Raw genomic sequence first — 21,617 nt, forward strand, 5'->3', positions numbered from 1 at the left:
GCGGTGGTGCGACGCGATCCATAGGATCGGTCGTGGCACGCGTGCTGATCGTGCTTGCGGTGATGGGAGCCTGGCTTGCGGCCTCGGTTGCCGCTGCGCCGCCCACGGCGATCCCTGCCGACAGCGTCGCCTGGTGGCAGTTCGATCCCGGTCACTTCAAGAGCGGCGCAGGGCCGGATGATGGAGGGGATGGGGCGCTTGCCGGCGCGGTTGAATCGATGCTGCGCATCGCGGTGGCGTCGCGCGTGATCGAGGACAGGTCATCCGCGGCGGTGGTCCAGGGCCTTCTCGCTGCGAGCGTGGTCGGTGATGTGCCGCACGTGCTGTGCGCGATCCCGCTGGGCGGCAACGACTCGCCCGTTGGTGAAGTCGGCGCCGTGCTCTCGCTGCGGACCCTCGGCGACCACCGCGCGTATGTCAGGACGATCGAGGCGATCCTCGTGGGAGGGCGTGGTTCGGGCCTGCCCGATGAGCAGGCGGCCGCCGCGCAGCGGACGATCGATCTGCCCGGAAACCGGCGGGGCGTCGCCTTCGCACTGCCGGGGTGGCCGGCGTGGCGTGAGGTGTCGTGGTGTTCGACGGAAGGGGAGTTCGTGGTCGGGCTTGGGCGAGGGGCGCTGGACCGATGGTTTGCTGCGGCACCGGTCGCTGATGGAGCTTGGCGCGAGCACCAGCAGACGGTTGACCGGGCCCGGCCACCGGGCGATGTGTTCATGGAGTGCTATGCCGACCTGAACGCGCTGCGCAGGCTCTACCCGGATCAGTTCGCCGCCGAGCCGCTGGCGGGTGTGCTGCACGCCATGCGTCTCTCCAACGCCCGGGACTTCATGCTCCACGCGCGATGGATCGAACCGGCGAACGTGCTGGTTGGGGATCCGGCCGACCCGTCGCGTGCGGCCGCGGGCTCGTACGCGGGGCCGCCGATGATCGCGATCGATGCGAGCTGGTCCGCCCGATCCGAGAAGCCGGGCGAGGTGGAGCGAGAGGCGATCTCGACCTCATCCTGGCCGGAGAACGAGATGCCGATGCCGCCGCCGCCCGGGCGCTATGTCGTCGTCCTTCCCTCTCGGGTATTGAACCGGCTGGACGAGGCGTTGACGCTGTACCGCTCGACCCTCCGCGCAGAGTCAAGGGCACAGTTCGAAGCGGCGGAACGGGCGTGGCGAGGGACCCACCGGGCGGCGCTGGCTCGTGTGTCGCGTGCTGCCGGACCGTGGATCGTGCTCTCGGACTACCCGCGGCCGTCCGTGGCGATGATCGGGGCCACGACGCTGTACCTCCCGCTGCGAGCAGGCGAGAGGGCCGACGCGTTTGCGCGAGATCTGGGCGAGTTGCTCCAGCCCTTCAAGAACCGACTCGAGTACAGGGACAAGAGCGGCGTGTGGTCGCTGAGGGTCGATCCATCGGGCCTGGTCCGCGTGATTACCTGGGGCATGGCCGAGTCACGCCGCGGGGCCGTCCTCGTGGGCGGGGTCGACATCGGGGTCGCCGCGGCGCCGGCAAACCTGGTCGAGACAAACCGGGCCTGGCTGCGTGGCGACGCCGGGGCCCCCTGACGAAGCGACAAGACAGGCATACAAGGACGCGGGCGACAGCAACGGTGCCGCCGCCCGCAAGAGTGAAAACCGGGAGAAGGTGGATCTCAGCGCTGCGCGAGCTGAGTCGGTCGAGCAGTGACGGGAACCGGCGCGGATGGCGATGCCGACGCGCCGACGGCTCGGGCCAGTGCAACGGTCGAGGGGGACCGGTCGCCGGCGGCCAGGGCGGAGCGTGCCGCGGACTGCGCACCGGACTGATCGCCGAGGGCTGCCGCCATCGCCGCAGCCATGAACTTCGCATCCGCATCGGAAACCGCCTGCCGCGGCGGATTCTGGTACACGCGGGAGGCGGCTCGCAGGCGCTGCTCGGCGTCGCGATTGAGCGGCGCACCGGCAGAAAACGCGTTGGAGTTCACGAGCACGGCGGACCGCATCTGCGCTACCGCCGCTGAATAATCGCGCTGCTCGGTCGAGCGAACGGCCGCGAGGATGGGGGCCTGAACATCACGTGGCTGCTGCGTGACGGCGGGCGCGGCGGCTGCATAGGAGGGGACTGCGGGTTTTGTCGCGGCTGGACGTGCCGCAACCACCGCGGCGGCGGACGGAGCGACGGCCGGTGCAACAGCCGGACTCGCGGCCACCGAAACGACGGTGGTGCGATAGGCGGGAACAACCGCTACCGGGCGGTACGCCGGGACGGCGTAGCGGCGAGGCGGCGGGACGTAGGCATAAGCCGGGGCGCACACGGGAGCGACATAAGGGCGGTAGCAGTACGCGGGGGCGTAGTACGCCGGCCGGTAGACCGGGGCACACACTGGGGCGTACACCGGGGCACAGCCGCCGATGGGAGCCGAGAATCCGAAGGAATACGACGGACCGCCCCAGCACCCCCCGGAGCCGAACGAGAAACCGATCGAGAATGCCCCGCCGCCGGCCTGCGCGGCGGTGGTCGCCAACCCGACTGCGAGAGCCACGGCTCCCGCACGGGCAGCCTTCATCGGAACAGCGCGAAGCATGTTGAACATTTGGATGCCCCTCGACCCACGAACGGTTTCCACTTCATCGGCCGGGAGCGCCATGCCCGCCGGTCACGCCATCACCGTTCGCTCTCAGGTCAAACGCCCGACCGAGACTTGTATTCCGTGTGAACAATCAGACGGTTGCGTTTGTCGAATCCCTTGTTACTGAATCATGGCGACTGGGAGCGAGGACGGCAACGCCGGACTGGAGCAGCCGCAGGGTCCGAAATCGTGGATGGTCGCACCCGGTTCGGTGCCTGGCGGCAATCGGCTCCAGAGTGCCGATAGAGTCAACTGGATGGATCAGGACGGCCGATCGGAGCACCGCTCATGAATCGAACGGTCCAGCCAAGACTGGAACGGGGGTCGCCGAAGAAGAAGGGGACGCTGGCGTTCCTTCTGGCGTTCGTCCGGTCGCCGAAGGACGTGGGCACGTGCTTTGCAAGCGGCCCGGCGCTCGCCGCGGCGATGATCGATCGGCTGGGGCTCGCCGAGGCACGGACGGTCATCGAGCTGGGCGCCGGCACCGGGCCGATCACCGAGGCGATCCTCGAGCGGATCCCGTCAGGCTGTCGCTTCTACGCCATCGAGCGCGACCCCGATCTTGCGGCGGTTCTCCAGAAGCGGTGCCCCGGCGTGCGAGTGCTGGCTCGCGACGCCACAGAGTTGCGGTCGATCTGTGCGGAGGAGGGGATCAGCGCGGGGTCTGCGGACGCTGTGGTGTGCAGCCTGCCACTGATGGCGCTGCCCCTCCGGGCGGAGGCACGCATTATCCGGGAGTCGTCGCGGGCACTGAAACCGGGCGGGATGTTCACCATGGTCACCTACTGGAAAGAGGGGATGTTGCCGGCGGTCCGTCGCTGCCGCGTGCTGATGGAGCGGCGCCTCGGGCGGGTGCTGGGACCGGTGACGGTGACGGAGAACCTCCCCAGCGCGTACGTATACCGGTGCGTCAAATCGGGGCCCACGGGAGACCTGGGGTAACCGCGGGAGCGCGGGGATGACGCCGGATCAAGGCACTTGGGGAGTTGGCTCGATGTGCTACACTTGCAGTGCGGGCGCTCGCCCGACTGGGGGACGGTGGGTTCGCTCTTGCTCGTCGCGGCGGAGCATCGATGGCCAGGTCCAGGCACAAATCCGAGCGGTCCGCATCGGCGCCGACCCGAGCATTCACCCTCATTGAACTGCTCGTGGTGGTCGCGGTCATCGCGATCCTGATCAGCCTGCTGTTGCCGGCGCTCCGCCACGCGAGGGAAGCGGCCCGGCAGGCCAAGTGTCTCTCCAATCAGCGGCAGATCGGGCTCGCCCTCACGATGTACGCGGACTTCTACCGGGAGTTCATCCCGCGCGAGAGCGGCTTCAGCGAGGCGCCGGGAACCGTTCAGTCCCAGTTCTTCCCGGCGTGGCCTTTCCAACTCCGGCCGTTCGTGGATGATCGAGCGGACCGCGTTACGGCGATGGAGGATGAGACCCAGGGGCTCGGCGACAAGTACGAAAGGGCCGAGTACTACTGGGACCCATCTCGCCCTGCGGATCGACACCGCATCCACTATGTGAACAACGGGATTTCGTTCCGGCGGCCGGGCGTGATCAACCAGTACGCCAAGCGCCCGACGCCGATGCACCGGTACCAGCGGCCGTACGACACCCTGTACCTTGCGTGTTTCACCAACGACACAACGCAGGTGCACGCAACGCAGTGGTACGGCTTTGGCTCGACCAACTGGACCATCGCGATCGCGTACGACATGCACCATGCGGAGAACGTGGTCGGAGGATCGAACACGCCTCAGTACACGCAGCGCGTCGCGCCGAATCGGCACGGCAACGGCGCCAACGGCATGTTCCTCGATGGACACGCGGTGCTGGTCAAGGCACGCGAACTGACGGACATCAACCGGTGGGATGATGGGGACTACCGGCCCGACGGTCCGCCGCCCAGGCCGTAGGGCCGCAGCGCCTTTAGCGCGCCGGCAGGACCACGACCCGGACCAGTACGACGGGCTCGATCGGCACGTTGTTCATGCTGCCGTCGGTCACGCCGGTCTCGGGGCGGGGCTCGGTGGGGGCGGCGGCGATGGCATCCACGACGTCCATGCCGTCGATCACGCGCCCGAATACCGCGTAGCCGGCGTTGCCGGTCGTGGCACGGGCGGTGTCGAGCCTGCCGTTGTCGGCGAGGTTGATGTAGAACTCGCGCGTGGCGGTGTCGGGCTGCTCATCGCGAGCCATGGCGAGGGCGCCGCGCGTGTTCGTCAGGCCGTTGGGCCACTCGTTCTTGATCGGGGCATCGGGGCGGCCGGTCGCGGCGGTGGCCTTGGCGCGTTCCTGCAAGTCCGGTGTCCAACCGCCGCCTTGGATCACAAAGCCAGGGACGACCCTGTGGATGACCGTGCCGTCGTAGTCGCCGCGGCCGGCGTACGACAGGAAGTTGGCGACCGTGATCGGTGCACGGCCGCGGTCCAGAGTCACGGTGATCTCACCCTTTGACGTCTCGAGCACGGCCACGACGACGTCCGGCTGCGTTGTGGACCGTGCCGGTGTGGAAGAGCCGCCGGCGCAGGCCTGGAGCACCGCGGCAATGAGAATCGCGGCGCCGCGAATGAGTGTGTGGATTCCTCGCATTGCACCAGACTACACGATTGGGGGAGACGCTCGTACAGTCGTGCGAGCCGGTGACCGAGGCTCGCCGAATCTGGAGGCAGGATGAATCTTCAGGCCGCGCAATCGCTCATGCGTCAGGAACGGATCGACGGCTGGCTGGTGCACGACTTCCGGGGCAGCAACCCGGTCCTCGCCAGGCTGCTTCCCGGCAAGCGGTGGACAACACGCCGGGCGTGCCTCTGGGTCCCCGCCCAGGGGTCGCCGGTGCTGCTGCACCACGCGATCGACGAACCGGCGTTCGCCGGCGTCGGGGGAAAGGACGGCGTGGCGAAGGAGTCGTACCTGTCGTGGCAGAACCTGCAGGCGTGGCTCGGACGCACGCTGACCGGGGGGGGCTCGGCCCGCGTCGCGATGGAGTACGCGCCGGGCGCTGCCCTGCCGGTGGTGGGCGTGGTCGACGCCGGGACGGTGGAGCTCGTGCGGTCGCTGGGGGCGGAGGTGGTGTCGTCGGCGAACCTGATCCAGGCGTGCGTGGCGGTGTGGTCGTCGGAGGCGGTTGCGAACCATGGGCGGGCATCGCGCGAAGTGGCGAGGATCAAGGATGAGGCGTTCGGGCTGATCCGGTCGCGGGTGCGCGCGGGCGCTGCCGTGAGCGAGCGGGAAGTCCAGCAGCAGATCCTCGACAGTTTCAAGGCCGCGGGGCTCGAAACGCCCGAGCCGCCGATCGTCGCGGCGAACGAGCACGGCGGAAACCCGCACTTCGAGGTCGCCCAGGAGGGTTCCGCAACGTTCAAGAAGGGTGACTGGATCCTGATCGACCTGTGGGCCCGGGTTCCCGGGGACGACAACATCTTCTCTGATATCACGTGGGTTGGGTACGCGGGCGATCGGGTTCCCGAGCGGCACATGAGCGTGTTCACGACCGTGAAGACTGCGCGGGACGCCTCGCTGGCGCTGGCTCAGAGCGCATGGAAAGGCTCGCAACGGGTACAGGGCTGGCAACTCGACGATGCGGCTCGCAACGTGATCCTCGGCGCGGGTCTCGGGCCCCAGATCCGGCACCGGACCGGGCATTCACTGAGCGCCGGCGCCCTGGTTCATGGCGTGGGGATGAACCTCGACAACCTCGAGACGCACGACACCCGCGACATGCTGCCGGGGATCGGCTTCACCATCGAACCCGGCGTGTACTTCCCGGAACCGGGCGGGTTCGGCGTCCGGCTCGAGATCAACGTCTATGTCGACCCGGCCAGGGGGCCGGTGGTGACCTCGTGCATCCAGGATGAGCCGGTCCTCGCGGGGTGACTCTTCGCCGGGCGTCCGTGTCAGGGCGCCGCATCGAGGAACCGGCCAAGGATGTGAAGGGCGTAGACGGCATCGATGGCTCGGACGAACCGGGAAAAGTCGATCGCGGCGTGCACGTCGGCGCGGTCGGAGATGATCCGGAGCACGCCGAAGGGGACCGCGTATTCCCGGCAGACCTGCGCGACAGCCGCGCCCTCCATCTCGACACAGAGGACATCGGGCAGCCGCTCGCGGATCAGTTCGGCGTCGCGTGGCGAGGCGATGAACCGGTCACCGCTCGCGATCACGCCGCTCACGACTCGCGGGGCGCCGATGCCGAACTCGCCGCGAGTGCCCTCGGGGATCGCCGCGGCAAGGTCGACACTCACGAACGCGGCCGCCGCAGACGTCAACCGAGACGTGATCGCCAGGTCGGCGTCGATCCCGGAAACGCCCGTCAACGGGATCTCCATCGGCGGGAACAGCGGCGATGCGTCGAGGTCGTGCTGGTAGAGCGTTCGGCCGATGACGATGTCGCCGATCCGCAGCGACGGGTCGAGTGCACCCGCGACACCGATGAAGACCAGCACATCGGGCCGGTGGGTGAGAATGAGATCGGTGGCCGTCGCCGCGGCGGCGACCTTGCCGATTCGCGAGAGCGCCAGCACCACGTCGTGGGCGCCCCACCGGCCGGCCACGAACCGGCGGCCACCGGATGTGCGCTCCTGTGTCCCCGCAAGGCGGGCCGCCACCCCCCCCACTTCCTCGTGCAACGCGCCCAGGATCGCAATCCTCATCGGTGATCGCTCCGACGGGCCGACTCGATGACCGCGGCGGTGAGGTCCGCGACCCCCCGGCGTGCAGCGGTGATGACGTTGGGCCCCTTGTAGAGAGCGGACACTTTGTGAGCCAGCTCGGTTGAACCCCAGATGACGACGCGGTCGGCCCAGGCGATGTTCGCCGCGGCGTCCTTGTGGCTGGCGGACCGCGTTCCGTCGATGAGCCTGAGTTCCAGCCGCCCGGCAGCGAGCGTGTCGATCTCCTCTCGGGAGGCTGGCGATCCGCCCAGAATGCAGAGGCGTCGCCAGCCGGCCCGCTGGCAGGCCGCAACCATCTCGGAGACCGCGGCCCGGTTCACCGAGCCGCCGCAGACCTCGCAGAACGCGGGGGTCGAGGCCGGAACGATCGCCCGCCCCGCAGCCTGCGCGGGGGCCTTGGCGGAGCAGTCGCCACGGGAACAAACCCGCATGAACTTCTCGGCGAGCAGCGCGGCGACCTGGTTGTGTTTGGACGTGCTGATCCGCGGCTTGGCGGGGCGGGAGAGCCCGGCGGTCTCGAGCGCCGGATCGTACAGCGACACCCCGCCGCCGAACCCGAGCGAGGCGAGGAGCGCCGACTTCGCGATGTCGGGTTCTGGGGTTGAACGCATCAGCGCGGCTTGGCGGCCCAGAGGGCCATGCCGACGTTCGCGGCGTTGAAGGCGATGTGCATCAGGATCGGAACGCCCAGACGTTTCGTGCGCTCGTAGGCGATCCCCATCAGCAGCCCGAGCAGGAACAGCAGCGGAAGGACGTAGGGCGGCACCATCGTGTAGTGCACCATCGCGAACGCGCCCGCGCAGAGCAGCAGGGCGATCCACGTCGACGAGATGATGCTCATCAGGAACGACTGAAGGAAGACGCGGTAGATCAGTTCCTCGACGATCGGCAGCAGCACAATCGCCGTCACGCCCATCACCCACGACCAGGGGTTGGTCTTGTTCGCCACGAGGCGTTCGAGGGTGGCGTGAGCGATTTCCGGAGGTGGTGCACCTTGGGACGCCTTGACCGCCAACTCGATTCCCATGTTGGTCGCCAGCAGCAGCGGCGCTGCGATCGCCGCGCAGAGCAGACCTACCGGGACGTCGGACCACCGAACCCTCAGGCCGACATCCGGCCCCCCGCGCGGAGCGAGCAGGTAGGCCAGGAAGGCCGCCGCGCCGAGCCCCAGCAGCCCCCCGCCGAGCTGGGCCAGTGCCTCGTGGCGCAGGGCCTTGGCCTCGCCGACCATGGATGCGGGGAGGCTGTGCACCAGTTGGCTGCCGACCACGACCGCGAGGAATGTCAGCAGAGCGCAGCAGAGCCAGATCACCGACGGCACCGCCACCACGTTCCGCGGCGGCCTGCGAGCGAACGACCCGGGCCGGATGACATCCGCCACGAACAGGAACACGATCACGCCCGCCGCGGCCACCGCGATCCCGGTATCCGAGATCACCGTGGCCAGCTTCGCAGCCGGCGGAACGGCCTTCTTTTGCTGAGCCTGCGCCATCGCTGCGGCGGCGGGGACGAGCGCCGCGCCGAGTGCAACAATGGTGGTCATGGAGGAGCGACTGGCCAGGCTGGTGGACGAGGCGAAGGCCCGTGTCGAGCGTGCCAGAGCGCAGATGCCGTTCGCAGAGCTTGAAGCGATGGTGGCCCAGGCGGACCCGGCGCGCAACTTCTTCGCCGCGGCCACTCGGCATGCGTCGTCGGGGAGTGTTTCGGATCCGGGGTATGTATCGCTCATTGCTGAAGTCGTTCGCCCTGGCCCCTTCCCGGGATCGGCAATCGGGCCTCTCCCGCCCCAGCCGGGCGGGCATCAAGAGTCCGGGCCAACCGTAGATCCCGTGGCAGTTGCCAGAAGGTATCACGCCGGCGGAGCCGCGGCGGTGTCGTGCGTGACGGAGGGAATTGGCGGCTTCGGGCTGGCCACCATCGAGTCGATCCGTGGGGCCGTGCCGATTCCGGTCATGCGCCGGGACGTCATCGTTGATCCGTGGCAACTCTGGGAAAGCCGGGCGGCCGGGGCGGACGCGGTGCTCCTGATGTCCGAGTGCCTGACCGAGGGCCAGATCGTCGACATGCAGATCCTGGCCCAGCAAATGGGGCTGACGACCGTGCTGGAAGTGCGATCGATGGACAGCCTGCTGCGCGTCCGCCCGTACGTGGGCTTTCCCCACCAGGCCTACGGACTGCTGAGCATCAACAACCGGGACATGGCCGGCGCGGCTGGACAGGATGAAGGAGATGTCGCCGGCACGCTTCGCCTGCTGGACCTGGTCGACGATCGCACAACACTCATCAGTGAGGGTGGCGTCAGGTATCGTGCCGATGTGCTCAAACTGGCGGGAGAGGGTGTCAGGACCGTGCTGTGCGGGGCTGAACTGGTGGCGAAAGAGGACCCTGGCGCCGCCGTCGCGGAACTCTTGGGCGTTTCCGTGCGTTAGACGGAACGAGCGGGGCGGCGCATCCATGCGTTGGCCCACGAGAGATGAGGTCATATTGATCCGATAAAAGCCGTGTTGTTCGCGGGGCTAGAGTTGGGCCTTTCGGTGCGGCGGGCCGCACGCCCGCGTTCCGGGGCCGGTTCGGGCCCTTCGCAAGTTCACCACTTGTTCTGGAGTCATTGGATGCACACTCTTCGGAATTTCGCGGCCGGGGCCATGGCGGCACTCCTGGCTGGCTTGTCACCGGCCGTTGCACAGCCTCCTGCCGGCGCCGAGCCGCACGTGGATGAGGCCGCCAAGGCCCTGCTCCAGCAGGCCGCCGATGCGTTGTCCAAGGTCGAGACCATGCAGTTCTCGTCGCACCGGTACATGACCGGTGTGCCGATCCAGCTCGACTTCTCGGGCGATGTCATGCTGATCCGCACCGCGACGGACAAGACTCGCACGCCGATGCAGGTCAAGGGCCGCAGCAAGAGCATGGGGCCGCAGGACGAGCAATTCTGGTACATGATCGACGGCGCGGGGAACATGACCGCGGTCGACCAGATGGGGAAGGTCGTTCACGACGGTCAGATTCAGCCGAACATCCCGGCGTTCAACCAGCGCAGCCAGGGTGAGCAGCTGCTGATGGATGTGTTCTTCTCGCAGACCCCGCTCAAGGGCGAGATGGCCGCCGAGACCATCGTGAAAGAGCCGGATGCGGAGGTCAACGGCGAGATGTGCGACGTTATACGTGCCAGCAAGGCCCTCCGCCAGGGTGGGGGCGGCACGGGCTGGACAATGTGGCACCTGAGCAAGAAGGACCACCTGCCTCGCCGCTGGGAGCAGGGCGCGGAGATCGGAAACAACCCGCCGATCGTGGTGATCGTCGAACTGTCGAACTTGAAGACGAATACCGGACTGAAGCGCGAGGACCTGGCGATCAAGGTCCCCGAGGGGTTCGAGGTCGTGAAGCACGCGGCACCGGCGCTGACGCCGCCCGCCCCGCCAACTGGGCTTGATCCGTCTGTGCAGGTCGAGCCGGTTCCGCCCCCGGTGATCGGCATCGCCCCGGGCCTCAGCGCCCCCGGATTCGAACTCAAGGGCGCGGACGGCTCGTCGGTCAAGCTCGAGGACCTCAAGGGCCACCCTTCAGTGCTCGCCTTCCTGTGGAGCCGAAACGTGCCCTCGGGCAAGGCGGGGCCTGTGCTCGAAGAAGTTCTGGGCGCCTTCCCGCCTAAGAGCGTGAACGTCTACGCGATGGCCTGCCGCGAGAAGACCCCCGAGGACGCCACCAAGTTCCAGGGCGAGAAGTTTCCCAAGGTCCCGGTGCTGTTGGGCGCGGACGACGTCGCCACGCTGTACCAGGTCAAGGGCTTCCCGTCGTTCTACGTGCTCGACGGGGAGGGCCGGATTGTCGAGTTCTTCCAGACGTCCGACATCCCGAACCTGAAGGACAAGCTCACCGCCGCGGTGCAGAAGGCGATGACCAAGAACTGAGTCTTGCATTACATCCACCGAGCAGGGCGGGTCCGCGAGGGCCCGCCCTTTTTTCGTGGCCATGCTGCACAGGTCTACCGGCCGCTGTTCCACTGCCGCATGTAGTCGTCCGCCGCGGCGTCCATGGCGTTCAGGCTCGCCCGGAGGGCGTCGGCGTTGGAGAGCGCCCGGATGTTCTGACCAAAGCCGCGAGAGTTGACCATGCTCTGCATGGAACGGGCGGCGCGGTCGAAGGCGATATGCATGTCCTGGAGCGAGTCGTAACGGGGCTCGGTGACCCCAGGGCTCTCGGCGTACGCGACATTGAGGCGACTCCACGCCATCTGTTCATACCGGACCGCCTGGTTGATCTGGTAGATGGTGGCGCTGAGATCATCCATGTGCTCGAGTTGGCCGGCAACCGACTTCAGCGCTCCTCGGACCTCCTGATTGGCCTTCAGGTACTGCATCGCGGCGGCGTCGAACCCGGTCAGTTGGGATGCACCCGGCGGGGCTTGCTGGCCCGAAGACGCACACCCGGCGTGCCCGGCGACTGTCAGCGCCAGGCCGATCACGGCCAGGCTCGCGGCTCGGACACGGCTGCATCGTTGAATCATGGTTCACCTCCGCGGGCAGAGAGTTACTTCAGGCGTGCGATGACGAACGTGACGTCGTCCTGCGGCGTCACCCCGCCACGGAACTCTCGCAGGTCCTGCTCGAGCAGGTCGGCGACGTTCGCGACAGGCTGATCGTGGTGCCGGCGGAGCAGGTCCTTGAGCCGTTCCTTCCCATAGAACTCGCCCGACCCGTTCCGCATCTCCCAGATCCCGTCGGTTCCGACGAACAGTACGTCGCCCGGCCGCAGCCCGGTGGCGGAGTATTCGTCGTACTGCTCGTCGCCCACGATCCCGAGCGGGGGGCCGCCGCCGGAGAGTTCATCGAACTCGGCCCGGTCGGGACGGTACACCAACGTGGGGTCGTGCCCGGCGCTGGCCCACCGGGCCGTGCCATCGGTTGGATCGAGCACGAGAAGGGACATCGTCATGAACTGGTTGTGCCTCGCATCCGACGCGAGCACGCGGTTCACGATCGACATCAGTTCGGCGAGCCCGCCGGGGGATCCGGCCCTGGCGCGCAGGGCAGCGCGGGCCGAGGCCATGAGCAACGCAGCACCGATCCCGTGGCCCATGACGTCGCCGACAGCGATCAGGGTCCCGTGGCCGGGAGACGCGGACACATCGATAAAATCGAAGTAATCACCCCCGGCCTCGTCGCAGTACTTCGAGCGGCCCTCGATGTCGAGCCGGTCCGAGGCGGGCGATTGGGCCGGCAGCAGACTCTGCTGCACCGCAACCGCCACCGCCAGCGATTTTTCCATCTCGATGCGTTCGCGGAGTTGCCCCGCCATGGCGTTCAGATCGTCGGAGAGCGTCTGGAGTTCGCGCGCGGCGCGAAGGTCGATCCGGCGGTCGAACTCGCCGGCCCCGACCCGGCGGACATGCTCGGAGAGCGTCTCAAGAGGCCCGGAGATCGACCGCGACAACCGCCACCCCAGGGCCAGGCTCGCCGCGACGACGACCATCGCGAGCAGGATGGACCGGCGCTGCATCGCGTTCACATCCGAAAGGAACACCGACTCCGGGAGGACCGTCACGATCCGCCAGTTCACCCCGGGAAACGGCGAGATCGATTGGACCGTCGCACGGGCCGGGCGCCCCCCCACTTCGATCCGTCGCATCGGCCCCTGATCGTCCGAGGCACCCCCCACCCGGTCCGCCCCTGCGCCCGCCACAGCGACCGCGGCGGGGCTGGTCGTGCCGGCCAGCGAGACCCGCTCGCCGTCATCGGTCACCACCCGGCCGGTGGACGCGGCAACCACCAGATCGGTGTCGTCAACGACAAAGACCGATCCGTGCTCCGCGATTGCGAGCCTCTTGAGGAAGTCCGAGAGGCTGCTGAGCGTGACATCGATGACCAGGACTCCCCGGAGCGAACCGTCCGCCGCGCGGATCGGACGGGTGTAGCCAGTGCCGGTGCTCGCCGCGCCGCCCTTGACGCCGAACCAGAAGTAGACGGGGGTCCAGACGGGACCGTCGGCTTTGATCGCCGCGTCCCACCACGGGCGTTCCCGCGGGTCGTAATGGTGCACCTTCAGGGGCGGCTCAAGGACGTTGCCCTGCTCATCCATGGCGGACTCGACGGCCTCGTCGTTCTCGCCGCCGACCACCCTTCCGACCTCCAAGCGGCCCGGGCCCTTGAGCAACCACGTCGCATCGCCTGCTGGGTTTCCGAAGCAGATCGACGCCACACCGGGGCTGGTCAGCAGGTCCTGGAGCATTGTCGGCTCCCAGGTCGTCAACTGGCTTGCCGTGAGCGTGCCATCGGCCAGACGCCGTGCGTACAGATCGCTCGCCCGCATGGCGTGCTGAAGGTACGTCTTGATCTCGGCCGCGGTGCGCTCCGAGTCGCCGTCAACGAGCGCCTGGGCGAGGTCCTCGGCGATCCTGTGGCTGGTGATCGAGGACAGCGTCACCAGCAATGCCGAGGCGATGATGATAGGGAGCGCCACAACCAGTGCGCCGAGCAATCGGATGGATGGCGCTCGTCTCATCAGGGCCGGCAGTGTACTGCAAGCCGCGGCCGCCATTGTCAGGCGGCCGGCGTGATCAGGCCGCGACTTCAGCCGGCGGGGGCGCGGGGGTTGGCTGAGGGGGTCCGCCAGCGATGTGCGTCAACTTCAGGCCGATGATACCGGCGCCGATCAGCACCATGCATGCCACCTGCAGGACCGACAACTTCTCGCCCAGAAACACAGCGCCGACGAGCACTGTTCCCAGGGCGCCGATCCCAACCCAGACGGTGTACGAGATCCCGATCGGCAGCGTCTGCATCGCCTTGGCAAGCAGGGTGAAACTGATGACCATCGCACCGATAGTCCACACCGAAGGCCAGAGCCTGGTGAACCCCGCCGTGTGCTTCAAACCGATCGCCCACCCGACCTCGAACAACCCGGCGATGATCAGCAAGACCCATGGGAGCATGGTGACCTCCTTCGGCGAACGAACCCCATGACCACGGTATCTGATCCTTAGGGCGTCCGCCGACACGGTCGCTACGCCAGCTGAGGCTTCGTCGCAGCGACAGCTGCCAGGCGATCGCCCGCCAGCCGGTGCACCGTCCACTCCGACATTGGGGTGGCGCCGAGCGCACGGTAGAAGTCGATCGCGGGCGTGTTCCAATCGAGGACGGACCACTCCAGTCGCTGGCAACCGCGCGCAGCGGCGATCGACGCAACCTCCACGAAGAGGGCCTTGCCGAGGCCCCGGCCCCTCGCCGCCGGCCGGACGAACAGATCCTCCAAGTAGATCCCCGGCTTGCCGACCCAGGTGGAGAAGTTCGCGTAGAACAGCGCGAGCCCCTGGGGGACAGAATCGATCTCGCCGATCAGGCACTCGGCGACCGGTCCACTCTTGGGGACGTTGGAGACGCCCTGCCAGTCGTCAAAGCTGTTCCCAAAGAGGTGACGCCGAAGGTCACCCTCGGTGGCGACGGCCTGCTCCGGCGCCTTCTCGTACTCCGCGAGTTCGCGGATAAGGGCGAGGATCTCCGGCACATCAGCGGGCGTCGCCGCCCGGATCGAAACAGGACCGTTTCCCATCCCACGAGCATACGGATAGGCCGCACGGAAGAACGGGAGTCAGCCGCGTGCTGCCGGGGCTTCCTCGTAGAGCTCCAGCGGGAGGCCGTCGGGATCCTTGAAGAACGTAAAGCGCCGGTGCGTGATCTCATCAACCCGGATCGGCTCCACGGCGGTGCCGCCGGCGACCAGTTCACGGACAGCGGCGTCAAGATCGGGCACCGAAAACGCCAGATGCCGGAGCCCGCACGCCTCGGGCCGGCTGGGGCGTGCGGGCGGATCGGGGAATGAAAAGAGCTCGATCCGGCTGCCGCCGGGAATCGCCAGGTCGAGCTTGTACGACCCTCGCGATTCGCGGTGTGTCTCGGCGATCACCCGCAGCCCCAGCGTGCCGCAATAGAACCGCTTGGACCGTTCGTAGTCTGAGCAGATGATGGCAATGTGGTGGACGCCGCGGAGATCCATGCGGCAACCGTACCCGATCAGGGCATCGCCCGCCGTGGGCCCGTTAGTCCTGCGGTATCGGACAGTGGCCGCCGTTCTTGAGGTGGTAGTCCTGGTGGTAGTCCTCGGCCGGGTAGAAGGTCGGCGCTTTCTCGACAGCCGTGACGATCTTGCGGTTCTTGAACCGCTCGGTCTTCTGCTGCTCGTCGATGAAGGCCTTGGCCTGGCGGAGCTGGTCATCACCGACGGTGAAGATCGCCGAGCGGTACTGGTCCCCGACGTCCGGCCCCTGCCGGTTGAGCTGCGTCGGATCGTGAAACTTGAAGAACTTCTCCATGAGTTGGCGGTAGGTCACGCGGCTGGGGTCAAAGACCACCCGCACGGCCTCGGCGTGCCCTGTGCCGTGGGAACAGACGTCCCGGTATGTCGGGTCAGACGTGGTGCCTCCCATGTAGCCACTGACGGCGTCCAGGACGCCGGGCACCTGCTGGAACCGGTCCTCGACGCCCCAGAAGCAGCCTCCTGCGAAATAGGCGGTTTCGGTCTTGATCGGCATCGACTGTGGGGGCAACTTTTCACCCTCCTCGTAGAACGTCATGGAGATTGAGTTCAGGCAATAGCGCTGGCCGGTCGGCGGCGGCCCATCGGGGAACACATGACCCAGGTGCGCTCCGCAGCGAGCGCACAGGATCTCGGTGCGGACCATCCCGTGTGATGTGTCGGCCAACTCGCGGATGTGCGCGGCGTCGAACGGCTGGAAGAACGACGGCCAGCCACTCCCCGACTCGAACTTGGAATCGGACGAGAAAAGAGGCAGGCCGCAGAGTCGGCAGACGTACTGGCCCTGCTTGTGGTTGTCGACAAGCGTGCCGCAGAACGCAGGCTCGGTGCCCTTGGCGAGGATGACCCTGGCCTCTTCGGGCTTGAGGGCCTTGGCAAGTTCGTCGACCCGTTCCGGGCTCAGGGGCGACACGTCAAATCCGGACTTCGAAATCACGGGGCCTCTGGTCGGCGCCGCTGGCGTCTTCATCGCGTCTCCAGAATCCTGCCGGCGCCACGCGGACCCCGCCGCGTACACCACGGCGGAGGTGACGATCGCGAACAGCGCGAGCAGAGCAAAGGGATAGAGAAACCTCATGGCAACCCTTCCGCACCCGCGGATCGCGGCGGTGGGCCAGCCGAGGAGCGGGTGCTCACATTCCTATTCGATGCCGCCCGGGCCCAGAAGGTTCGCGCCGAGACATCGATTTGGACTAGGGAAAACCATGGCATCCGACCTATCGGCGCGTCATACCCGCTTGGCGGCGAGCCGATCCGGCGTGGGAACGCGGATGTTGCTCGCCAATCCAAACAGAGCCATAGCTCTGATGATCACGTAGCTCAGGTCGAACTCCCACCAGCGCAGGCCGTGCCGCGCCGACGTCGGGAACGCGTGGTGGTTGTTGTGCCACCCCTCGCCCATGGCCAGAACGCCGATGATCGGGTTGTTCCGGCTCTCATCGTGGCTGCGGAAGGGCTGGGTACCCCAGATGTGGCAGACCGAGTTGACGCTCCAAGTCACGTGGTGGACAAAGAAGACCCGCACAAGGCCGCCCCAGATCAGGCCCAGGAGCACCCCCATCCACGACATCGTCAGCAGCCCGCCCAGGACAGCCGGGATCGCAAGGCCGAGGACGGCCAGCAGCGGGAACGCCGCGCTCATCCGCCGGATCATGGCGTCCTTACTCAGGTCCACCACGTAGCGATCGAGACCCTTGGGGGTGGCGGTAAAGAGCCAGCCAATGTGCGAGTGCCACGCGCCGCGGAGGATGCCGGCGACGGTATCGCCGTGGGTGTGCGGGGAGTGCGGGTCATCGAACTCGTCGCTGTGCTGGTGGTGGCTGCGATGGACGGAGACCCATTCGAGAATCGGGCCCTGCACGGCCATCGATCCCAGGGCCCCGAGGACGAAGGCCACCGGCTTGGGGGCATCGAAGGACTTGTGGGTGAAGTAGCGGTGGAACCCGATCGTGATCCCCAGCCCCGTGGCAAGGTACATCCCGACCAGCAGGCCCAGGTAGACCCAGCTGAACGCCACGCCCCAGAGCATGATGATCGCCGCGACCAGCCCGGCAAACGGGAGCACCACGACGATCAGGTTGACCGTCCGGAGCTGCCAACTCATGGGCTCGTGCTTGGGCGTGCGGGGGGGGTCGGGTTCGTGGACGGATGGTGCACTGGCGGGTTCAACCACGCCGGCGGGGGGGGACGCTGTCATGTTCATTGATGATTCTGGCCCTTGGGGGGAATCGTCCGTGACTGTCTGCCGTGGACCCAGTCGGGAAACCTTTCGGTGCCCATCCTAGCCCTTCCCGATTGGCAAACCAGTGATCGGCATGCGGGCGTTGCCCGGATCAGACTGCCCTCCGCCTATTGGGGGGAACCGGCCGCGGATTTCGGATCGGGACAGATCGAGGGGCGACGGGCCCCCCCTAGCGGCCCCCTGCGTTCCGGGCCGCCGCGATCGCTGCGTCGTAGTCCGGCTCGGAGGAGACGTCGGCCACCACCTCCTCGTAGCGCACGACGCCCTGGGCATCGATGACGAACACCGCGCGGGCGAGCAGGCCGTTCTCACGGATGAGCACCCCGTATCGCTTCCCAGCCTCGCGATTCTTGGAGTCGGAGAGCATGACCACCCGGTCGATCCCCTCGGCCCCGCACCATCGTTTCTGTGCAAAGGGGAGGTCCATCGAGACCGTCAAGATGACCACGTCGGAATCCAGCGAAGCCGCCCGCTCGTTGAACGTCCGCGTCTCCCGGTCGCAGACCGCGGTGTCGATTGAGGGTACCGTAGAGAGGATCACGGTCTTGCCGCGATAGTCGGAGAGTCGCTTCTCGGTCATGTCGATGGCGACCGCCGTGAAGTCTGGGGCCGGCGCACCAATCGGCGGGGTGGTCCCTTCGAGCGTGGCGGGCTTACCCCTGATGCTGACCACGCCGGTCCGCCCAGGCTCCGCCGGAGGCGCCGCGGCCCGGTCGGTGGAGGAGCACGATGCGCCGAGAAGAGCCAAGGCCAGCCCCAGCAGGGCGAGGTGGTATTGCTTCATGGCCGACTGTAGGGATCCGCTGACCCTGAATGCCCGAAGCCGCAAAGGTCGTCGCCGCCCGACTACCGTTCCAAAAAGGAGTAACCCATGACCGGGATGATCATTCGCGGTGTCCTGCTGGCCCTGTCCATCGCCCTGCTCGCGGCGGCCGCGCCACCCGGCGGGGCTCCCAGAGCCGCAACGATCAAGACAGAGACCATTGCCTATGAGCATGACGGCAAGGCCTACGAGGGGTACCTGGCCTACGACGAGTCGATCAAGGGGCCCCGCCCCGCCGTGCTGATCTGCCACGAATGGTGGGGGAACAACGAGTACAGCCGACGCCGCGCCCGTGATCTTGCTGCACTGGGATACACCGCGTTCGCCCTGGACATGTACGGGCAGGGACGAACGACTTCCGATCCAGCCAAGGCTCAGGAATGGTCGGGCGCCCTGTACAAGGACCCCAAGTCGCTCCGAGAACTCGCCACAGCGGGGCTGGAAATACTCCGCAAGCGTCCTGAGACGGACCCTTCGCGCATTGCGGTCATCGGGTATTGCATGGGCGGCAGCGTGGCCCTGGAACTGGCCCGCACCGGCGCCGATGTTGACGCGGTTGTCTGCTTCCACACGTCGGGCCTCGCGGCGGCGAACGCGGCGGACAACGCGAACATCAAGGGACGGGTGCTCGTCTGCACGGGAGCGGACGATCCGCTGGTCCCGGCGGACCAGATCGCGGCGTTCAAGTCGCAGATGGCCGATGCGAAGATCGCCGCCCGGGTCGTGGAGTATCCCGGGGCCAAGCACTCGTTCACCAACCCCGATGCGGACAAGGCGAACATGGCCCCGGTCGCCTACAACCAGCAGGCGGACGAGAAGTCATGGGCTGACATGCGTGCGCTCTTCGCCGAAACGATCGACCGCAAGTGATCCGGCCTACCGCGGCGAGTTCACCCAGCCGTACGGCCTAAGCGTGCCGGGCCACGACGGTGCGAGGATGTACCACGTGCGGCTATCCCGGCTCACGTAGACGTCGTTGGCCACGAAGTCGCCGATGTCTCCCTGCGTGCTGTCGCTGGTGCCCTTGGGGGCATCGAAGGCCTCGACGTCGCCGGCGATCGTCACCATGTGCCCCTTGCCCGAGTGGCGTTTCGTCACCTGGTCCCAGTTGCTCCAGAGCCCGTCGGGCGAGGCGCGGTTGTGCCAGTCGATGTCCTCTTCCATGTAGACGGGGATGCCGCGGAACCGCTTGAGGGTCTGCGCCTGGTTCTGCTGGATCGTGGTGGGGCGTCCGGCCGTACCCGAACGCGTGCGGCAGCGGGTGTCCCACGCGGCGGAGACGACCGAGCCGAGCTGGGCGCCGGCCGCGCCGGTGACCATCGTGTAGTCAAAGTTCAGGGACCGCTCCGAGAGGAACTCCTGCCAGAGGATGATCTGGAGGGAGTTCTGCGGGGTCTGCCAGTAGGGGTCGTTCGGATTCGCCGTGAACGTCGTCTGGGCCCGTCGCTTGGTCGTCGGGCACTCGAAGACGCGGTCCACGATGCTCAGGTACTCGAAGGCGGGGCCGAGCCTGGCCGGGTTGGTGGCGCTCAGGGGGAAGTTGGGGGCCGTGGGCTGGGCGTACCAGAAGCGGAACGGGTTGTTGAACCCCGCCTCCCAGATCTGGTCCTTGCAGTCGTTGGCGTACATCGTGAATCCCGTGCCGATGCTCTTGAAGTTGACCGAGCACTTGAGCGCGCGGCCGGACTCCCGCGCGCTGGCGAGCGCTGGGAGCAGGAGCGACACGAGGATCGCGATGATCGCGATCACCACCAGAAGTTCGATGAGCGTAAAGCCCCGATGATGACGGGCGGGCTGGGCCATGTACGGACCTCCCGGAGCGGGCACCACGGAGAGAGTTCTCCGGCTTGAACGGCCACGCTACCGCATTCATCGTACCAGATGTTCTCAGATCTACAAACGGGGATTCGGGCAAAGACCGTTTTCAGGTTTTGATTGGATCACAAGGCGACTGCCAGCGTTTCGGGCTCAGCGACTGGGTAGAGAGTGGCGAGCACCGACAGCCAATCCGGAGTTGAGTTAACGGCGATCATGCGTTGCCGGACTTGCTCCGCCTGCGGATGGTGGACGGCGAAGCGGATGCCGAACTTCCGCATCATTTTCCCCGCGGCTCGCTCCCCGTTGACGGCGACCGAGAGCCGAAAGTGATCGAAGAGGACCGAGCGTTGCTCGGCGATCGTCGGGACCCGCACGGGGACGCCGGCCAGCAACTCCCTCGCCTGTCGGAAGATCCACGGGTTCCCGATGCAGCCCCGGGCGACCGACACGCCTGCGACGCCTGTGTAGGCAATCATGCGGAAGATGTCGTGCACGTCCCAGACGTCGCCCGAGCCGAAGATCAGTTTGTCGGGATGGCGGGCGACAAGGTCGCGGAGGAACGTCCAGCGCGAGGGGCCGATGTACTTTTGCTCAACCGTGCGGGCGTGGACAGTGGCCCACGCGTAGCCCAGTTCGTAACACGCGTTGAAGATCTGTTCAAACGCGGTCGCCATCTCCGGTGTGTCGTCGTACCCCCGCCGGAGTTTGACGGTGCAGAGGATCCCGGGGGGCACGGCGGCCCGGACGGCCCGCAGGATCTCGATCGCCCCCTGCGGCTCCGAGAGCCAGTGCCCGCCGCGGGCCTTGCGGTCGATCTTCTTGACCGGGCAGGCGAGGTTGACGTCAATCGTGGCAAAGGAGGCATCGCTTGTCTCTGGGCTGGCCGCTACGGGCGAGCTCTCGGCCGCTGCCATCCGGTCCCCTTCGTGCACTTGCCACTTCGTGTTGACGTAGTCCGGCAGGCGGCCGTCGCCGTACGCCATATCGCGGTACTCGCGGTCGCGGCGCGACGCCTGCTCGATCATCTTGAGTGCCGCGGCGGCCATCTCGTCGGGATCCGAACCGATAATCTGCCCGGCCAAGGGGCGGTCCTCGGCGCCACCGGGCACGTTGTCGCGGATCAGTTCCAGATCAGCCTTGTCAAACCCGCGTCCGCCCCCCAGTAGCATGCGGTCCAAGAGGGCCTCGGTGACGCAGAACGGACACCCGTTGCGGCGTGCGACCAGCCGCATAGCCGCATCGGAATACCCTGCGAGCCCAGCCTGAAAGAACGGTGCATCAAACTCGGGCACGAGAGCCCGCAGCCTCGGGTCTACGCCCCCCGGCCACCGATGACCCAGCTCGCGGGCGAAACGGGCGACATCCAGATCCTCAGCCCCGGGGGCAATCGCCGGGCTTGGGGGCGTTGCGTTGTTGCCGTGGCACGACATCTCGGGGACTATA

Annotated in this window: 22 protein-coding genes; 7 read left to right on the forward strand and 15 right to left on the reverse strand. The window is 67.2% G+C overall.

Annotated features, from left to right (window positions below; all coding sequences use genetic code 11):
* The first annotated feature begins 32 nt into the window (after positions 1–32).
* Positions 33–1,556: a hypothetical protein gene (locus tag KF745_07260; protein MBX3358209.1), complete on the forward strand. Its 1,524-nt coding sequence runs from the start codon at positions 33–35 to the stop codon at positions 1,554–1,556.
* Positions 1,557–1,642: 86 nt separating this feature from the next.
* Here KF745_07260 and KF745_07265 read toward each other — a convergent pair whose 3' ends face one another.
* The gene (locus tag KF745_07265; protein ID MBX3358210.1) at positions 1,643–2,563 is read right to left on the reverse strand and encodes a hypothetical protein; all 921 of its coding nucleotides are present in this window, start codon (positions 2,561–2,563) and stop codon (positions 1,643–1,645) included.
* A 324-nt stretch (positions 2,564–2,887) separates the two neighbouring features.
* Between KF745_07265 and KF745_07270 the strand changes: the two genes are divergently transcribed.
* Positions 2,888–3,541: a methyltransferase domain-containing protein gene (locus KF745_07270; GenBank protein MBX3358211.1), complete on the forward strand. Its 654-nt coding sequence runs from the start codon at positions 2,888–2,890 to the stop codon at positions 3,539–3,541.
* 131 nt (positions 3,542–3,672) lie between these two features.
* Positions 3,673–4,506 (forward strand): DUF1559 domain-containing protein, encoded by an 834-nt coding sequence (locus tag KF745_07275; protein MBX3358212.1) that lies wholly within the window; start codon positions 3,673–3,675, stop codon positions 4,504–4,506.
* A 13-nt stretch (positions 4,507–4,519) separates the two neighbouring features.
* On the opposite strand, the gene KF745_07280 is transcribed toward KF745_07275, so the two are convergent.
* Entirely contained in the window at positions 4,520–5,182 is a 663-nt protein-coding gene (locus KF745_07280) for a peptidylprolyl isomerase (protein ID MBX3358213.1), read from the reverse strand.
* Positions 5,183–5,263: 81 nt separating this feature from the next.
* Here KF745_07280 and KF745_07285 point away from each other — a divergent pair, with 81 nt between their 5' ends.
* Positions 5,264–6,466, forward strand: coding sequence for an aminopeptidase P family protein (locus tag KF745_07285; protein MBX3358214.1), 1,203 nt, complete (start codon positions 5,264–5,266; stop codon positions 6,464–6,466).
* A 20-nt stretch (positions 6,467–6,486) separates the two neighbouring features.
* Here KF745_07285 and KF745_07290 read toward each other — a convergent pair whose 3' ends face one another.
* Genes KF745_07290 through KF745_07300 form a run of 3 tightly spaced genes read right to left on the reverse strand, consistent with a single transcriptional unit; the run spans position 6,487 to position 8,806 of the window.
* Complete coding sequence (locus KF745_07290) at positions 6,487–7,242, reverse strand: 5'-methylthioadenosine/adenosylhomocysteine nucleosidase (protein ID MBX3358215.1); 756 nt, start codon at positions 7,240–7,242, stop codon at positions 6,487–6,489.
* The gene (locus KF745_07295) at positions 7,239–7,874 is read right to left on the reverse strand and encodes a hypothetical protein (GenBank protein MBX3358216.1); all 636 of its coding nucleotides are present in this window, start codon (positions 7,872–7,874) and stop codon (positions 7,239–7,241) included. Before KF745_07295 ends, KF745_07290 begins: the two co-directional genes overlap by 4 nt.
* On the reverse strand, positions 7,874–8,806 hold the full coding sequence (locus tag KF745_07300) for a CPBP family intramembrane metalloprotease (protein MBX3358217.1): 933 nt from the start codon (positions 8,804–8,806) through the stop codon (positions 7,874–7,876). The genes KF745_07295 and KF745_07300 overlap by 1 nt, the downstream gene beginning before the upstream one ends.
* Here KF745_07300 and KF745_07305 point away from each other — a divergent pair.
* Together KF745_07305 and KF745_07310 are read left to right on the forward strand one after the other, a co-directional pair.
* On the forward strand, positions 8,805–9,692 hold the full coding sequence (locus KF745_07305) for a hypothetical protein (GenBank protein ID MBX3358218.1): 888 nt from the start codon (positions 8,805–8,807) through the stop codon (positions 9,690–9,692). The two genes, KF745_07300 and KF745_07305, sit on opposite strands and share 2 nt — an antisense overlap.
* 183 nt (positions 9,693–9,875) lie before the next feature.
* Positions 9,876–11,171, forward strand: coding sequence for a redoxin domain-containing protein (locus KF745_07310; GenBank protein MBX3358219.1), 1,296 nt, complete (start codon positions 9,876–9,878; stop codon positions 11,169–11,171).
* Positions 11,172–11,245: 74 nt separating this feature from the next.
* Here KF745_07310 and KF745_07315 read toward each other — a convergent pair whose 3' ends face one another.
* From KF745_07315 to tpx, 8 genes are all read right to left on the reverse strand, one after another.
* Positions 11,246–11,767: a hypothetical protein gene (locus tag KF745_07315; protein ID MBX3358220.1), complete on the reverse strand. Its 522-nt coding sequence runs from the start codon at positions 11,765–11,767 to the stop codon at positions 11,246–11,248.
* A gap of 23 nt (positions 11,768–11,790) precedes the next feature.
* On the reverse strand, positions 11,791–13,761 hold the full coding sequence (locus KF745_07320; GenBank protein ID MBX3358221.1) for a SpoIIE family protein phosphatase: 1,971 nt from the start codon (positions 13,759–13,761) through the stop codon (positions 11,791–11,793).
* A gap of 55 nt (positions 13,762–13,816) precedes the next feature.
* The gene (locus KF745_07325; GenBank protein ID MBX3358222.1) at positions 13,817–14,191 is read right to left on the reverse strand and encodes a multidrug efflux SMR transporter; all 375 of its coding nucleotides are present in this window, start codon (positions 14,189–14,191) and stop codon (positions 13,817–13,819) included.
* A 71-nt stretch (positions 14,192–14,262) separates the two neighbouring features.
* Positions 14,263–14,808, reverse strand: coding sequence for a GNAT family N-acetyltransferase (locus KF745_07330; protein MBX3358223.1), 546 nt, complete (start codon positions 14,806–14,808; stop codon positions 14,263–14,265).
* Positions 14,809–14,847: 39 nt separating this feature from the next.
* The gene (locus KF745_07335; GenBank protein MBX3358224.1) at positions 14,848–15,252 is read right to left on the reverse strand and encodes a VOC family protein; all 405 of its coding nucleotides are present in this window, start codon (positions 15,250–15,252) and stop codon (positions 14,848–14,850) included.
* Between the two features lie 43 nt (positions 15,253–15,295).
* On the reverse strand, positions 15,296–16,369 hold the full coding sequence (locus tag KF745_07340; GenBank protein ID MBX3358225.1) for a bifunctional methionine sulfoxide reductase B/A protein: 1,074 nt from the start codon (positions 16,367–16,369) through the stop codon (positions 15,296–15,298).
* Positions 16,370–16,519: 150 nt separating this feature from the next.
* A complete protein-coding gene (locus tag KF745_07345; protein MBX3358226.1) occupies positions 16,520–17,488 on the reverse strand; it encodes a fatty acid desaturase in 969 nt (322 codons plus the stop codon).
* Positions 17,489–17,702: 214 nt separating this feature from the next.
* Complete coding sequence (gene tpx, locus KF745_07350; GenBank protein MBX3358227.1) at positions 17,703–18,317, reverse strand: thiol peroxidase; 615 nt, start codon at positions 18,315–18,317, stop codon at positions 17,703–17,705.
* Positions 18,318–18,404: 87 nt separating this feature from the next.
* Between tpx and KF745_07355 the strand changes: the two genes are divergently transcribed.
* Entirely contained in the window at positions 18,405–19,226 is an 822-nt protein-coding gene (locus tag KF745_07355) for a dienelactone hydrolase family protein (GenBank protein MBX3358228.1), read from the forward strand.
* Between the two features lie 6 nt (positions 19,227–19,232).
* On the opposite strand, the gene KF745_07360 is transcribed toward KF745_07355, so the two are convergent.
* Complete coding sequence (locus KF745_07360) at positions 19,233–20,159, reverse strand: type II secretion system protein (protein ID MBX3358229.1); 927 nt, start codon at positions 20,157–20,159, stop codon at positions 19,233–19,235.
* Positions 20,160–20,296: 137 nt separating this feature from the next.
* Positions 20,297–21,604, reverse strand: coding sequence for a tRNA-dihydrouridine synthase family protein (locus tag KF745_07365; protein MBX3358230.1), 1,308 nt, complete (start codon positions 21,602–21,604; stop codon positions 20,297–20,299).
* Positions 21,605–21,617 lie beyond the last annotated feature (13 nt).

The sequence above is a fragment of the Phycisphaeraceae bacterium genome, from assembly GCA_019636655.1.
In the GTDB taxonomy this organism is placed as follows: Bacteria; Planctomycetota; Phycisphaerae; order Phycisphaerales; family UBA1924; genus JAHBXB01.